We start from the raw sequence: 15024 nt of genomic DNA, 5'->3' as shown, positions 1-15024 counted from the left end.
TTCTGATAAGGGTATTAATCTCATTTATAGGCTCTTATTCCTATGTTTTTGTTATGTTCTCCGTTGCCTCTTTCACATTGCTTGTGGCAATAAAAAAATTGGTTTTGAAGTGCGAAAATAAGAAATAAACGTACTTACTATATTATTACATCCCTGAAAAATTAATCCGGAACTCCCCCTGTAGTGGTCTGTAGTGGTCTGTAGTGGTCTGTAGTGGTCTGTAGTGGTCAGCTGAAACCAGCCACCGTTTTAGTTGGCCACTACAGGATTCTGACCGAACAGATGGTTACGCTCTTCATTCATCATGACGCTGAGCTCTGTATATCAGAGCCTGCATGGTACAGTGAAAGGCTTCACACCAGCGAATACCAAAGCGCTTATCCGGATTTACAAATAACTGACCAGCATGCCGAGAAACAAAATAAACCCGACATAGTTATTATTCATAAATGCCTGGAAACACGGGTCGCGTTCGCGATCAGCCATCAGTCTCTGCTGATAGACAAATAACGCACCTGCCAGCAGCAGCGACCAGTAAAAAATCCCCGAGAGATTAATCATTACGCCAATCAATAGCAGCATTAAAATCATCACCAGTTGTAATACCCCGATGATCATTTTATCAAAGCGCCCGAACAGAATTGCTGTCGATTTCACGCCGATTTTTATATCGTCGTTGCGATCCACCATTGCATACTGAGTATCATAAATCAGCGACCAGACAATATTGACAGCAAACAGCAGCCAGCATACTGCCGGCAGGGATTCACTGACCGCGGCAAACGCCATCGGGATCGACCAGCCGAATGCCGCGCCCAATACCACCTGTGGCAGGTGGCTGACCCGTTTGACAAACGGATACACCCAGGCCAGTGCCAGCCCTGCAACAGAAAGCCAGATTGTCATGGTATTGAGTGTCAGCACCAACCCGAATGAAACCAGCACCAGAACCGCAAATAAAATCTTGGCTTCTTTTTCCGTAACATCGCCACTCGGCAACGGTCGTTTCTTTGTCCGTTCCACTGCACCGTCAAATTTCCGGTCAGCAAAATCATTAATCACACAACCGGCAGCACGCATACTGAATACGCCAATCGTAAAAATAAGCAGGATCCGCCAGTCAGGAATACCTTTGGCAGCAATCCACAGGGCCCAGTACGTCGGCCAGAGCAATAAAAGGGCGCCGATAGGTTTATCTATCCGCATCAGGCGGCTGTATGCCTGCCATTTGCGATGCACCATGCTTTGTTCCACGTTAATCTTCTCCATGATGTTCGCTTACAGAATATGCCGGGGACGCCGGCAAAAAGATTTCAGTCAGTAACAGTGGCTTACCGGCAAGCCGCAGGCGCGAACAGCGCGCCCAGTTATGTTCTGACCGGCCGAAGCGGATATAATCCCGGGTCAGGCAACCACTGGTGAATAAATAGCGCCCGAGAGGTACATTGCCCATCTCCAATAATTGCCGCTCTTCACCCGTCAGTGTCTCTTCCGGTACGACTGTCCTGCCGGTCAGCCAGGCCACCCCGTCGCCGTACAACACCACTTCCCGTAACCAGTAACGCACACTGTCGGGCAGATTCATCTGCTCTTCTTCCGTCAGCGCATCGCGGGAAATATATTTTTCACAATACGGCGCTGCTGTCACTTCTGTGCAGTGCTGTTCAAAACGCCGGGTCATCGATCCTAATTCGACCAGCCAATCCAGTACTATTGCGGGGATCGTATCCGCATTATCAAGCCAGTGGATAGGCGGTACAGGTATTATTTTTGTTTCCACTCATGAAACTCCGTGGTGTCGATCCGCCTTCTGTTCCCGTATTTGCAGATGAAATTACGTGTTTTGGTCATACAAACCATTATTTATCCGGTGAACAGGAAGCACGATAAGTGTCCGGATATACTGTAACAAAATCAGGGGTAAAATGAGTGCGTTGATGAAAATATTTTGTCATAAATAAAGCCGCGCTGCACAACGGCAGAGCGGCTTTATTCAAAAATTGATATACCCGGGATACCAGTTACAGAAAAACTCAGTTCTGACGCCAGTCTTTGAACCGGTTAATTAATCCGTTCGTTGAGCCATCATGGCTCTCCACCGGCGAGCTGTCCGCCAATTCAGGCAGAATGCGGTTTGCCAGCTGTTTACCCAGTTCAACGCCCCATTGGTCGAACGAGTAAATATTCATGATCGTACCCTGAACAAAAATCTTGTGCTCATACATGGCGATAAGTGCACCCAGACTGAATGGCGTAATCGATTTCAGCAAAATAGAGTTTGTCGGGCGGTTGCCTTCAAACACTTTAAAGGGCGCGACATAATCCATGTCAGCCGGGTTTTTGCCTTGTGCGGCAAACTCAGCATCCACCTGCTCACGGGTTTTACCGAATGCCAGTGCCTGCGTCTGAGCGAAGAAATTCGACAGTAATTTGTTGTGATGATCCCCCAGCGGATTATGGCTCTGTGCCGGTGCAATAAAATCACACGGAATAAGCTTGGTTCCCTGATGGATCAACTGATAAAACGCATGCTGGCCGTTAGTTCCGGGCTCTCCCCAGATAACCGGCCCGGTCTGCTGTGTCACAACATTTCCGTTGCGATCAACTGATTTGCCGTTGGACTCCATATTACCCTGCTGGAAATACGCGGCAAACCGGTGCATGTACTGGTCATACGGCAGAATCGCTTCTGTCTCTGAACCAAAGAAATTGTTATACCACAGACCAATCAGTGCCAGCAGTACGGGAATATTTTGCGAAAATTCTGTCTGTGTGAAATGCGTATCCATGGCATACGCGCCATCCAGCAATGCCGTAAAATTGTCATAACCGACAGACAGCACAATGGACAGGCCAATCGCTGACCATAAAGAATAACGCCCGCCGACCCAGTCCCAGAACTCAAACATATTGTCGGTATCAATGCCGAATTTTGCGACTTCTGCCGCATTTGTGGAGAGCGCCACAAAGTGTTTTGCGACCTCCGATTCATCTTTCGCTTTTGCCAGGAACCAGTCACGCGCCGAATGGGCATTTGTCATGGTTTCCTGTGTGGTAAAGGTTTTCGAGGCAATAAGAAACAGTGTGGTTTCCGGATTCAGTGTTTTCAGGGTTTCCGCAATGTGTGTACCGTCAACATTGGAGACAAAATGCATACCCAGATGATTTTTATACGGTTTCAGGGCTTCTGTTACCATATACGGACCCAGATCTGAACCGCCGATACCGATATTAACCACATCGGTAATCGCTTTTCCGGTGTAACCTTTCCAGCTGCCGCCGATGATCCGCTCACTGAACAGACGCATTTTTTCAAGCACGGCCCGCACCTGTGGCATCACATCCTGCCCGTCTGTCATGACCGGTGTATTATCCCGGTGGCGCAATGCGGTATGTAATACGGCACGGTTTTCTGTCCGGTTAATATTCTCACCGGAAAACATGCTGCGGATTGCCCCGCGCACATCACACTCTTCAGCCAGTGAAAGCAGTTTATCCAATGTTTCCTGCGTGATGCGGTTTTTCGAGTAATCCACCAGCATCTCTTCACCAAATGCAGCTGAAAAACGGCTGAACCGGTTATCATCCTGCGCAAACAAATCACGCATATGCACAGATTTTATTTCGCTGTAATGCTGTTCAAGCGCCTTCCAGGCCGCAGTATCGACGGGGTTAATATTTTTCATTGCAGCTCTCTTCTCATTGAAAAACTGAATCGTGTCAACAAAGTGTACTCTGTCCTGACGATAAAGGTGTCATACGTCTGTCATTCCGTGATATTGCTCAAAAAACGGAGTTAAATCCTGTGCTGAACTGACTATCGCAAAAAACGATAATTCAGCCGCCATTATGAAAGATATTGATTATCCGCTAATCAATATTGACTCATTCAGACAATACAGATAATTCTATCAGTGTAACACAGCTCACATTTTTCATTTTACGGGATAAGGAATTCATTATGGCGTCGGCATCTTCCTCACCTGCTACGCAGGTAATCGCAAAATTCGGTGGCACGAGCGTGGCAAATTATGAAGCCATGTGCAAAAGTGCCGGGGTTATTCTGCAAAGCCCGGGTGTGGCGCTGGTTGTTTTATCAGCCTCCGCAGGTATCACAAATGCACTCATCGAATTAGCACAGGGATGCTCCCGCACACAACGTGAAAAATACCTGAAACAGATAAGCGATGTGCAATACTCTATTTTGTCGCAACTCCCTGAAAATGAGGCTCTGCAAACAGAGATTGCCCGCCTGCTGAGTAATATTGCAACCTTATCTGATGCGGCGGCACTGGCAACATCCAGCGCACTGGTAGATGAAATTGTCAGCCACGGCGAAATAATGTCGACACTGCTGTTTACTGACGTGCTCCGTGAACAAGGCGCGCCGGCACAATGGTTTGATGTCAGGGATGTCATGCAGACGGATGATTGCTTCGGACGCGCTGAGCCGGATACCGCCGTGCTCCGGACACGATGTGATCAGATACTTGCGCCTCTGCTGGCAGACGGCGTGGTTATCACACAGGGATTTATCGGACGGGAGAGCCGGGATCGTACCACCACACTCGGACGCGGCGGCAGCGATTATACCGCAGCACTTCTGGCAGAGGCGCTGGGATGTCAGCGGGTCGATATCTGGACTGATGTACCGGGAATTTATACCACCGACCCGCGCATTGTACCGGATGCCTATCCTATTGATCATATTACCTTTGATGAAGCTGCAGAAATGGCAAACTTCGGTGCGAAAATTCTGCACCCGGCCACATTGCTTCCGGCCGTGCGCAGCGGGATCCCGGTGTTTGTCGGCTCCAGTAAAGAGAGCAGCGCAGGCGGCACACTGGTATGTGACAATGATCCGAATCCGCCGCTGTTCCGCGCACTGACATTACGCCGCCAGCAAACCCTGCTGACACTGCACAGCCTGAAAATGCTTCATGCACGCGGATTTCTGGCAGAGATTTTTACCCTTCTCTCACGCCACAATATTTCAGTCGATGTTATTACGACCTCTGAAGTCAGTATTGCGTTAACACTGGATACGGTCGGATCCACTCACACAAACGGTGCATTACTGAGTGAAGAGTTAACCGCAGAATTATCATCACTGTGCCGCATTGAAGTTGAGCAAAATCTGGCATTGGTCGCGGTAATTGGTAATGAACTGACGCGGGCACACGGATTAGGAAAAACGATTTTCAGTGCGCTGGAGCCGTTTAATATCCGGATGATAAGCTACGGAGCAAGCGGACATAATATGTGTCTGCTGGTTCCGGGTAATGATGCGGAAAATATTATCCGTGCCCTGCACCGTGACTTGTTCCGAAAATCAGATCAGTAATTTGCAGATAGCAGAAAAACAAAAAAAAACGCCTGACGATATTAACGCCAGGCGATTAATTCACACGAAGAGAGATCAATCAATACAGAACAAAAGTGACATATTGCCGATACATAACATATCGCTTGCTGTCCCTGTCATCACGATATTGATAGCTCCAAAATATGAAGAAGAGTAAGACGATCACGGAAGGAAACATAAAAGATAGTGAACTGTTCCTCGCTATCAATCATATCCCTCACCAGAAATTATAAGGAAAGAAGAGCATCTTTCCATCAATTAAAATCATATTTTTGCAGAACAATATAAAGATATTTAATATATCAATAGCAAAGTGATTTATACCAACTAAGACAAGGCGCTATGAATAATCACTTGCCTTATTATTAATTTAATTTACTTGTTCAGTATGGCAATAATACCGTCATTTCATCCGGACCGCAGAAAAAACAGGCACAGGCTGCGTCAGCAGACCTTATATCCGCCATGCTTCGCGGCAAATTTATTAAACCCGCGCCAGCCTTTCAGTGCCTGCTCCAGGGTTTTATGTGAAATGTGGCACAGTGACGCAATATTTTTAACCACTTCGTTATGATCATCCAGTAAATGCTCATTGAGCATGTCCACGATCAACAGGCACTCCTGCGGAACTATCCGCCAGGCATCTTGTGTGGCAAATTTATGCACAGGAATACACCCGTCTTTCGGGCTGCGTAAACTCAGCAGTGCAATTTCATCTTCCCGCGCCTGCTTAAATGCAGCGATTTCATCCGGCGACGGAATGGGCTCAACAATCTGCTGTTTAAAAAGAAAATGATAAACTTCCGATGCACGGGCAGGAGTCAGTTCGCTTTTCAGCCAGATACGGTTAAAACAGTCATCATCCAGCAGATCGTCCGTATCCAGAACATCCGTTATCTGCATAATGTTCAGCGCAGCATTCAGGACATTTTCATCCAGTTCATAATAGTGAGGCTGGTCCGGTTTAGGCAGCGTATAGGCCGGCAGGCACCCGGCGGGTAGAGCATCCTGAATATAGAAGCGGTACATTATTTCATCACTCCCGTTATGATTGAATATGATGTGCCCGACCGCGGCAGATAGTTGCCATAGTACGGCATAATTCCTTGTTTATAAATGGGGATGAAAAAGACAATGACAAGGTCCGGAGTATCACATCAGGTGATCATTTCCGGCAGATAATAAGGAAAATGAAAACAGATCCGCTACAAAAGGATACCGGCCGGTTATCCTGAGTAATATCACATCACTGTTCAGTGGCAGGTTTCACTGCAACCGGAAGGGTCAGTTCACAATTTTCAGGGATGAAGACTCGTATCTTAAATTCTGTTTGTTCACCAAATGGTTCTCCTTTTTTAAAACATACAGTACTAATGCCTTCCTCATGTCCGTTTACCGGATGACACATTTTCGGACACACAAGAACCCGCATCTTACTGATGCATATACTATCCTCGACATCACGGGAGACATGCATGAAAAGCAGTGGACACGATATATCAATTTCAGCCCGGCAACTGCCGGTAAATACACCGCTAATTATCAGGGCCGAAAAAATCACCAGCCGGTAATGCAAAGACGATTTCATATTATATTATCTCCTTTTGTGCTGATAGCAGAGCAACTGAATGTTGCACTGTCCACTATACGCAGGGCATCTCCGGGCCGTTAACGCAAACCCGGACAGGAGACTGATAAGGCTTATATATCAGGAAAATCGGCAGAAAAAAGCCCCTTACGGGGCGGTGATATTAATCTTCAGGGTCATAGCCCAGGTTCGGTGACAGCCAGCGTTCAAGTTCTTTAACCGGCATATTTTTGCGTGCGGCATAATCTTCAATCTGATCTTTCTGAATCTGTGCGACAGCAAAATATTTACTTTGCGGATGGCTGAAATACCAGCCGGAAACTGACGCGCCCGGCCACATAGCATAAGACTCTGTCAGACGCATACCGGTACGGGACTCAACATCCAGTAAATCCCAGATTTTACTTTTTTCCGTATGCTCAGGACATGCCGGATAACCCGGCGCCGGACGGATCCCCTGATAATTTTCACGGATCATGGCGTCGTTATCCAGGTCTTCATCCGGACTGTAACCCCAGATTGTTTTGCGCACCTGCTCATGCAGATATTCAGCGAATGCTTCCGCCAGGCGATCTGAGAGTGCTTTTACCATGATTTTATTGTAATCATCATGAGCGGCTTCAAACCCGGCGGCTAATTGATCTTCCTCAAGCCCGCCGGTCACCGCAAAAGCACCGAGGTAATCAGGTGTGCCCGCAGGTGCGACAAAATCCGCCAGACAGGCATTCGGGAAGTTATCTTTCTTTTGTGTCTGTTGGCGCAGATGACAACTGTACAGCAGGATTTCCTCACGCAATTCATCCCGGTACACCGCAATATCATCGCCAATGCGGTTTGCCGGGAAGATCCCGACAACGCCGCGCGGAGTCAGTGTGCCGGAGCGGTCCAGCTCATCCAGCATCGCATTTGCATCCTGAAATAAACGCGTTGCTTCTTCCCCGACCACGTCATCTTCCATTATACGCGGGTATTTTCCGGCGAGTGACCAGGTCATAAAGAACGGCGTCCAGTCAATATAGCGGCGCAAAACAGAGATCGGCGCGCTGACTGATTTTACCCCGGCAAATTGCGGACGCGGCGGCGTATAGTTGCTCCAATCAACCGCCACTGCATTTTCCCGCGCCTGTGCCAGTGTCACCGGAGCCGAACGCGGCTGACGGCGGGCATACTGATCGCGGACCACTTCATACTCTCTGCGGGTGCGGGCAACAAATTCATCCCGCTGTTTATCTGACAGTAACGCTGCCACCACACCCACAGTGCGCGAGGCGTTCTGGACATAAGTTACGGCACCGCTGTAATTAGGTTCAATCTTTACGGCAGTGTGTGCTTTGGATGTCGTCGCCCCGCCAATCAGTAACGGAAGAGTAAAGCCCTGACGCTCCATCTCCTTCGCCACATGCACCATTTCATCAAGAGACGGAGTGATAAGCCCGGACAAGCCGATAATATCGACTTTCTCTTCAATTGCCGTGCGCAGGATGGTTTCGCACGGCACCATAACGCCGAGATCAATAATTTCATAGTTATTGCACTGCAGCACCACGCCGACGATATTTTTGCCGATGTCATGAACATCGCCTTTCACGGTTGCCAGCAGAACCTTACCGGCACTGCTGCCACTGGTTTTTGATGCCTTAATATATGGCTCAAGATAAGCAACCGCCTGTTTCATCACCCTGGCTGATTTCACCACCTGCGGCAGAAACATTTTACCTTCACTGAACAGGTCACCGACAACATTCATACCGTTCATCAGAGGACCTTCTATCACTTCCACCGGGGTTGCGGCACGCTGACGGCTCTCTTCGGTATCCTCAATAATAAATTCGGTGATCCCTTTTACCAGCGCATATTCCAGCCGTTTTTCCACTTCCCATCCGCGCCATTCCGCCAGTTGCGGTGCAATTTCATCCCCTTTGCTGTCACGGAATTCCTCTGCCAGCGCCAGCAGACGTTCTGTTGCCTCATCATTGCGGTTCAGAACAACATCTTCGACGGCATCACGCAGTGCGGGCGGTAAATCATCATAAATCGCCAGTTGCCCGGCATTGACGATCCCCATGTCCATTCCATTGCGGATGGCGTAATAGAGGAATACGGCGTGGATAGCTTCACGCACCGGGTCGTTGCCGCGAAAAGAGAAAGAGACATTCGATACCCCGCCGGAAATCATGGCATGGGGTAATGTAGCTTTGATCTCCTTACAGGCTTCAATAAAATCAACCGCATAGTTATTGTGCTCAGAGATCCCCGTTGCCACTGCAAAAATATTCGGGTCAAAAATAATATCTTCCGGCGGAAAACCGACCTTCTCTGTCAGGATGCGGTAGGCGCGCTGACAAATTTCCACTTTGCGCTGACGGGTATCCGCCTGCCCGGTTTCATCAAATGCCATCACAATCACAGCGGCGCCATAGCGCAGCACTTTTTTGGCATGATCAATAAAAACGGCTTCCCCCTCTTTAAGAGAGATAGAATTCACAATACCTTTGCCCTGGACGCATTTCAGTCCCGCCTCAATCACCTCCCATTTAGAGGAGTCAATCATAACCGGCACACGGGCAATATCCGGCTCACCGGACACCATATTGAGAAAGCGCACCATCGCCGCCTGCGAATCCAGCATGCCCTCATCCATATTGATATCAATAATCTGTGCGCCGTTTTCCACCTGGCTGCGCGCAACAGCCAGCGCTTCCTGATAGTCCCCTGCCTTAATCAGCCGTTTGAAACGGGCAGAGCCGGTAATGTTTGTCCGCTCGCCCACATTCACAAACAGTGAGTTTTTATCAATTGTCAGCGGTTCAAGACCCGCCAGGCGGCAGGCAACAGGGCGTTCCGGCAGAACACGCGGCGCGATATCCGCAACGGCCTGCGCAATCGCACGGATATGTTCAGGCGTTGTTCCGCAACAACCGCCGACAATATTCAGCAGCCCGGACTGCGCCCACTCGCGGATATACTCCGCCATGTTTGCCGCATCCAGGTCGTACCCGCCGAACGCATTCGGCAGACCGGCATTGGGGTGCGTACTGACACAACACTCCGCTATCCGTGAAAGTTCCGCAACATACTGGCGCAGTTCTGCCGGACCCAGGGCGCAGTTAAGCCCGAAAGAGAGCGGGCGTATATGGCGCATGGAGTTATAAAACGCTTCGGTTGTCTGTCCGGTCAGTGTCCGCCCTGACGCATCCGTAATGGTGCCGGAAAGCATTACCGGCAGTTTGATACCCAGCGCTTCAAATTCAGTTTCTACCGCATAAATTGCCGCTTTGGCATTGAGTGTATCGAAAATAGTTTCGATCATAATGATGTCAGCACCGCCACGAACTAATGCCCGCACAGAGCTGCGATAGGCATCAACCAGTGCATCATAGGAAACATTGCGGTAAGCGGGATCATTCACATCAGGGGAAATAGAAGCGGTTCTGTTGGTCGGCCCCAGGATACCCGCAACATAGCGGGGTTTCTCCGGCGTTTTTCGCGTCCATTCGTCGGCGCACTCACGCGCCAGTTTTGCCGCCGCTTCATTGATTTCATCAGACAGAGATTCCATCTGATAGTCCGCCATTGAAATAACAGTGGAATTAAAACTATTAGTTTCAATGATATCGGCACCGGCCTCAAGGTAGGCAAGATGGATTTCACGGATAATATCCGGCTGAGTGAGGGATAAAAGATCATTATTGCCTTTCAGATCCACAGGCCAGTCAGCGAAACGTTCTCCCCGGTAACCAGCTTCATTCAGTGCATAACGCTGGATCATTGTCCCCATGGCACCATCCAGAATAAGGATCCGCCTGGTGAGTGTTTCTTTTAATTCGCTGAATTTATTATCCATGTTCTGACTCCACTCCGTATTACCCTGATTTAAACAGACGTCTGAACGTCTATAATAACACAGCTTTTACTGAGGATATCAAAGACCAACCTGAGCGTTTTTCATGTTGATGCCTGCAACAAACCCGCACAACCGGATTTTCCCGGTTATTCGATCTGCACCGGAAGCTTTCTCGTTTCAGCTAAAATTTGAGGTCGATCATATTTCCCGGTATGAATTGCGCCGAACAGTTGCAAGTACCCGTTGGTCTGTGTAAATGTTACCGGTAACACGCATATTAATGATACTGCCGACGTTGAAACACTGCGGCAGATACCCAGCCGGGAGCCAATACCATGACACATTCTGCTTATCCGCCGGTTCATCAGCGCCTTTCAGATATCACCGCCCGTATTACTGAGCGTTCGCGCTTATCCCGCGCCCGTTATCTGAAAAAAATCAGCACCGCGCGCAGTAAAACAGTTCACCGTGCTCAGTTAGCCTGCGGAAATCTGGCTCATGGTTTTGCCGCCTGCCAGCCGGAAGAGAAACAACAGCTGCGCAATATGGCACATAACGATATCGCAATTATCACCGCCTATAATGATATGTTGTCCGCACATAAACCGTATGAACAGTATCCGGAACAAATCAGAGCAGCACTGCACCGTGCCGGAGCAATTGGTCAGGTGGCAGGTGGCGTTCCGGCAATGTGTGATGGTGTTACTCAGGGTCAGGATGGTATGGAGTTGTCGCTGCTGAGCCGCGATGTGATTGCCATGTCAGCCGCTATCGGTTTATCCCATAATATGTTTGATGGCGCACTGTACTTAGGGATCTGCGATAAAATTGTTCCGGGAATGATGATGGCAGCGCTCTCTTTCGGGCATCTGCCGTCTGTTTTTATTCCTGCCGGTCCTATGACCAGCGGTCTGCCGAATAAAGAAAAAGTACGGGTGCGCCAGTTATTTGCTGAAGGAAAAGCTGATCGCCGGGCTCTGCTTGATGCAGAAGCGGCGTCTTATCATTCAGCCGGAACCTGTACCTTTTATGGCACCGCCAATTCTAACCAGATGATGATGGAAATCATGGGGCTGCATCTGCCGGGGTCGTCCTTTATCCAGCCTGATTCACCGCTGCGTAGTGCACTGACTGATGCCGCAACGCAGCAGGTTGTCCGCTTTACGGAAAACAGCGGTAATTATCTGCCGGTTGGTCAGTTGGTGGATGAGAAAGTAATTATAAACGGCATTGTTGGTCTGCTGGCAACCGGCGGGTCTACCAATCTGACCATGCATCTGGTCGCAATCGCTGCCGCTGCCGGTATTATCATTAACTGGGACGATTTTTCTGAGCTGTCAGATATTGTGCCGCTGCTCAGTCGCATCTATCCGAATGGCCCCGCTGATATTAATCAATTCCATGCCGCCGGCGGATTACAACTGATTATCCGCGAATTACTCAGTCTGGGTCTGCTGCATGAAGATGTCCATACTGTCGCAGGATTTGGTTTATCCCGCTATACACAGGAGCCGTGGCTGGATAACGGGGAACTGAGATGGCGCGAAGGCGCGATCAATTCCCCGGATAACAGTGTTATCGCGCAGGGACGCACCCCGTTTTCGTCTCATGGCGGCACCAAGGTACTGAACGGAAACCTGGGGCGCGCCGTGATGAAAACGTCCGCTGTACCGTCGGCTAATCAGGTAATTGAAGCACCCGCCATGGTTTTTAACAGCCAGCATGACATCGTTCCCGCCTTTGAAGCCGGGCTGCTGAATAAGGATTGTGTTGTGGTGGTTCGTTTCCAGGGCCCGCAGGCAAACGGAATGCCGGAACTGCATAAACTGATGCCGCCACTGGGTGTATTGATGGATAAAGGCTATAACGTGGCACTTGTTACTGACGGGCGCTTATCCGGTGCATCAGGCAAAGTACCTTCTGCTATCCATGTGACACCTGAAGCCTGTACCGGCGGGTTGTTGGCAAAAATCCGTGAAGGTGACCTTGTCCGGGTCAACGGACAGACCGGCGAACTGACATTGCTTGTTGATGAGACTATTTTAGCCGCCCGTGACGCAGAGCAGCCAGATCTCAGTGCTGAACACGAAGGAACCGGCCGTGAATTATTCCGCGCATTGCGCACACAACTGTCCGGTGCGGAAGAAGGTGCCTGCTGTATCCGTTTCTGAGCCTTTTTTAGATTTGATGATAAAAGTGAGAGTAACAATGAATAACTGGAAAATAAGTGCAAACTCAATCTTAACCGCAGGACCCGTTGTGCCTGTTATTGTGATCGATGAACTGCACCAGGCTGTGCCGCTGGCCCGCGCGCTGATCGCAGGAGGCGTGCGTGTTCTTGAAGTAACATTACGCACCAGCTGTGCCATTGATGCAATACGCGCTATCGCACAGGAAGTGCCGGAAGCGATTGTCGGCGCTGGTACTGTGACTAATCCGGAACAATTAAAAGCGGTTACCGCAGCAGGTGCGCAGTTTGCTATCAGCCCGGGCCTGACGGATGCCCTGCTGCAAGCGGCTGTGAACGGACCGATTCCGCTGATCCCGGGCATTTCAACAGTATCAGAGTTAATGACCGGCATGAGTTACGGGCTGGATAACTTTAAATTTTTCCCGGCAGAGGCTAACGGCGGTGTCAGCGCCCTGAAAGCAATAGCGGGTCCATTTTCGCATATCCGGTTCTGCCCGACAGGCGGGATCAGTCTGAGTAACTATCGTGATTATCTCGCACTCAGCAGTGTGCTGTGTGTCGGCGGCTCCTGGCTGGTGCCTGCGGATGCTATCCGTGATGGTGACTATGCGCGTATTACAACTCTGGCTGCACAAGCCGTTGCCGGTGCAACAGCCTGATTATTCAACTCATCTGTTTTTTGCCACCGCAATGGTGGCATTTTCAGTTTAATCACTGGTCGGGTTCATGGTACTCAGATCAAATGGCGTTATCTGATAAACGCAATAATTCAGCCAGTTAGAGTAGAGAAGATGCCCGTGTCCGCGCCAGCTGGAGACGGGTGTTTGCTGCGGGTCGTCCCCCGGAAAATAATTTACCGGCAACTCCGGTGCTAACCCGGCATCCGTATCCCGCCAATATTCATTCGCTAATGTATCGGCATCATATTCTGCATGTCCGGTAACATAGACCTGTCGCTTATCTTTACTGGCAAATAAATACGCACCAGCCTCTTCTGAGGCCGCAAGAATATCAAGATCGGTATAATCACGGATCATTGATTCCGGAAAATCGGCATTACGGGAGTGCGGAGCAAAAAATTGCCCGTCAAACCCGCGGGTCAGCAACGCATGCGGCATCAGAGTGGTGTGACGGTATACGCCTGAGAGTTTTTCGCTCAATGTCTGTTTAGGAATATTGTATAAGGCATTCAGTCCCGCCTGCACAGCCCAGCAAACAAAAAGTGTTGATGTAACATGCGTTTGTGACCAACGAATTATTTCATCAAGCTCCGGCCAGTAATTAACATCATTAAAATCAACCAATCCGAGTGGTGCGCCAGTGATAACTAATCCGTCAAAATTCTGTTCCCTGATCTCCTCAAAATCACAATAAAAGGCATCCAAATGCGCTTTTGGTGTATTTTTGGATTCGTGATGACTGATACGGAGTAGTTGAATATCCACCTGAAGCGGCGTGTTTGACAGTAACCGCAGAAATTGCAGCTCTGTTTCTATTTTTTTCGGCATCAGATTTAAAAACAAGACTTTCAGCGGCCGGATATCCTGAAACTGCGCCCGCGAAGACGTCATTACAAAGATATTTTCATCACGAAGATCAGTCACTGCGGGAAGTTCATCAGGAATACGGATTGGCATGGCGGGTCATTCTCCTTGTTATTTTGGACATCCGGACATCTAAAAATAACGAAAAACCGTTATAATGTCGAGAGCAAAACCTCAAGGTGAATTTATTTCATACAAAACAAAAAACCCCGATAGTTTCCTATCGGGGTTAATGTTTGTTGGCGGAACGGACGGGACTCGAACCCGCGACCCCCTGCGTGACAGGCAGGTATTCTAACCAACTGAACTACCGCTCCGCGTATCTCTGCGTGACTGATGCAATTGTGCATCCTCACTTAATGTAAAACCTGGCGGTTCCCTACTCTCACATGGGGAGACCCCACACTACCATCGGCGCTACGGCGTTTCACTTCTGAGTTCGGCATGGGGTCAGGTGGGACCACCGCGCTAGTGCCGCCAGGCAAATTCTGT

The 15024-nt window shown here is 49.3% G+C and carries 10 protein-coding genes, 1 tRNA gene and 1 rRNA gene; 3 read left to right on the top strand and 9 right to left on the bottom strand.

The genetic code is table 11. The annotated features are described in order from the left end of the window. Nucleotides 1-387: 387 nt before the first annotated feature. The 3 genes from ubiA to pgi form a co-directional block, all read right to left on the bottom strand. Entirely contained in the window at nucleotides 388-1242 is an 855-nt protein-coding gene (ubiA, locus tag AYY17_RS07280) for a 4-hydroxybenzoate octaprenyltransferase (protein ID WP_067422662.1), read from the bottom strand. 13 nt (nucleotides 1243-1255) lie between these two features. Then, nucleotides 1256-1780 (bottom strand): chorismate lyase, encoded by a 525-nt coding sequence (gene ubiC / locus AYY17_RS07275; protein ID WP_067422579.1) that lies wholly within the window; start codon nucleotides 1778-1780, stop codon nucleotides 1256-1258. Between the two features lie 253 nt (nucleotides 1781-2033). Continuing rightward, nucleotides 2034-3686, bottom strand: coding sequence for a glucose-6-phosphate isomerase (gene pgi / locus AYY17_RS07270; protein WP_067422577.1), 1653 nt, complete (start codon nucleotides 3684-3686; stop codon nucleotides 2034-2036). Between the two features lie 275 nt (nucleotides 3687-3961). Here pgi and lysC point away from each other — a divergent pair, with 275 nt between their 5' ends. Further along, the gene (lysC, locus tag AYY17_RS07265; protein WP_067422575.1) at nucleotides 3962-5344 is read left to right on the top strand and encodes a lysine-sensitive aspartokinase 3; all 1383 of its coding nucleotides are present in this window, start codon (nucleotides 3962-3964) and stop codon (nucleotides 5342-5344) included. Nucleotides 5345-5809: 465 nt separating this feature from the next. Here the strand turns inward: lysC and AYY17_RS07260 are convergent, their stop codons facing one another. The 3 genes from AYY17_RS07260 to metH all read right to left on the bottom strand — a co-directional run bounded on the left by AYY17_RS07260 (nucleotide 5810) and on the right by metH (nucleotide 10797). Beyond that, nucleotides 5810-6394 carry a hypothetical protein gene (locus tag AYY17_RS07260; RefSeq protein WP_067422573.1) on the bottom strand — a complete coding sequence of 195 codons (585 nt, stop codon included), beginning with the start codon at nucleotides 6392-6394 and terminating at the stop codon, nucleotides 5810-5812. A gap of 217 nt (nucleotides 6395-6611) precedes the next feature. After that, on the bottom strand, nucleotides 6612-6953 hold the full coding sequence (locus AYY17_RS07255) for a hypothetical protein (protein ID WP_067422571.1): 342 nt from the start codon (nucleotides 6951-6953) through the stop codon (nucleotides 6612-6614). Between the two features lie 163 nt (nucleotides 6954-7116). Beyond that, nucleotides 7117-10797 carry a methionine synthase gene (gene metH / locus AYY17_RS07250; protein WP_067422569.1) on the bottom strand — a complete coding sequence of 1227 codons (3681 nt, stop codon included), beginning with the start codon at nucleotides 10795-10797 and terminating at the stop codon, nucleotides 7117-7119. A gap of 335 nt (nucleotides 10798-11132) precedes the next feature. Between metH and edd the strand changes: the two genes are divergently transcribed. After that, complete coding sequence (gene edd / locus AYY17_RS07240) at nucleotides 11133-12968, top strand: phosphogluconate dehydratase (protein WP_067422566.1); 1836 nt, start codon at nucleotides 11133-11135, stop codon at nucleotides 12966-12968. Between the two features lie 37 nt (nucleotides 12969-13005). After that, complete coding sequence (locus AYY17_RS07235; protein ID WP_067422564.1) at nucleotides 13006-13647, top strand: bifunctional 4-hydroxy-2-oxoglutarate aldolase/2-dehydro-3-deoxy-phosphogluconate aldolase; 642 nt, start codon at nucleotides 13006-13008, stop codon at nucleotides 13645-13647. Between the two features lie 48 nt (nucleotides 13648-13695). On the opposite strand, the gene metA is transcribed toward AYY17_RS07235, so the two are convergent. The 3 genes from metA to rrf all read right to left on the bottom strand — a co-directional run bounded on the left by metA (nucleotide 13696) and on the right by rrf (nucleotide 15014). Further along, the gene (metA, locus tag AYY17_RS07230) at nucleotides 13696-14625 is read right to left on the bottom strand and encodes a homoserine O-acetyltransferase MetA (RefSeq protein WP_067422562.1); all 930 of its coding nucleotides are present in this window, start codon (nucleotides 14623-14625) and stop codon (nucleotides 13696-13698) included. Between the two features lie 147 nt (nucleotides 14626-14772). After that, a tRNA-Asp gene (locus tag AYY17_RS07225) sits at nucleotides 14773-14849 on the bottom strand. A 49-nt stretch (nucleotides 14850-14898) separates the two neighbouring features. After that, nucleotides 14899-15014 (bottom strand): 5S ribosomal RNA (gene rrf, locus AYY17_RS07220). Nucleotides 15015-15024 lie beyond the last annotated feature (10 nt).

Source organism: Morganella psychrotolerans, from assembly GCF_001676055.1.
Classification (GTDB): domain Bacteria; phylum Pseudomonadota; class Gammaproteobacteria; order Enterobacterales; family Enterobacteriaceae; genus Morganella; species Morganella psychrotolerans_B.
This window is presented reverse-complemented; position numbering and strand designations above follow the sequence as displayed.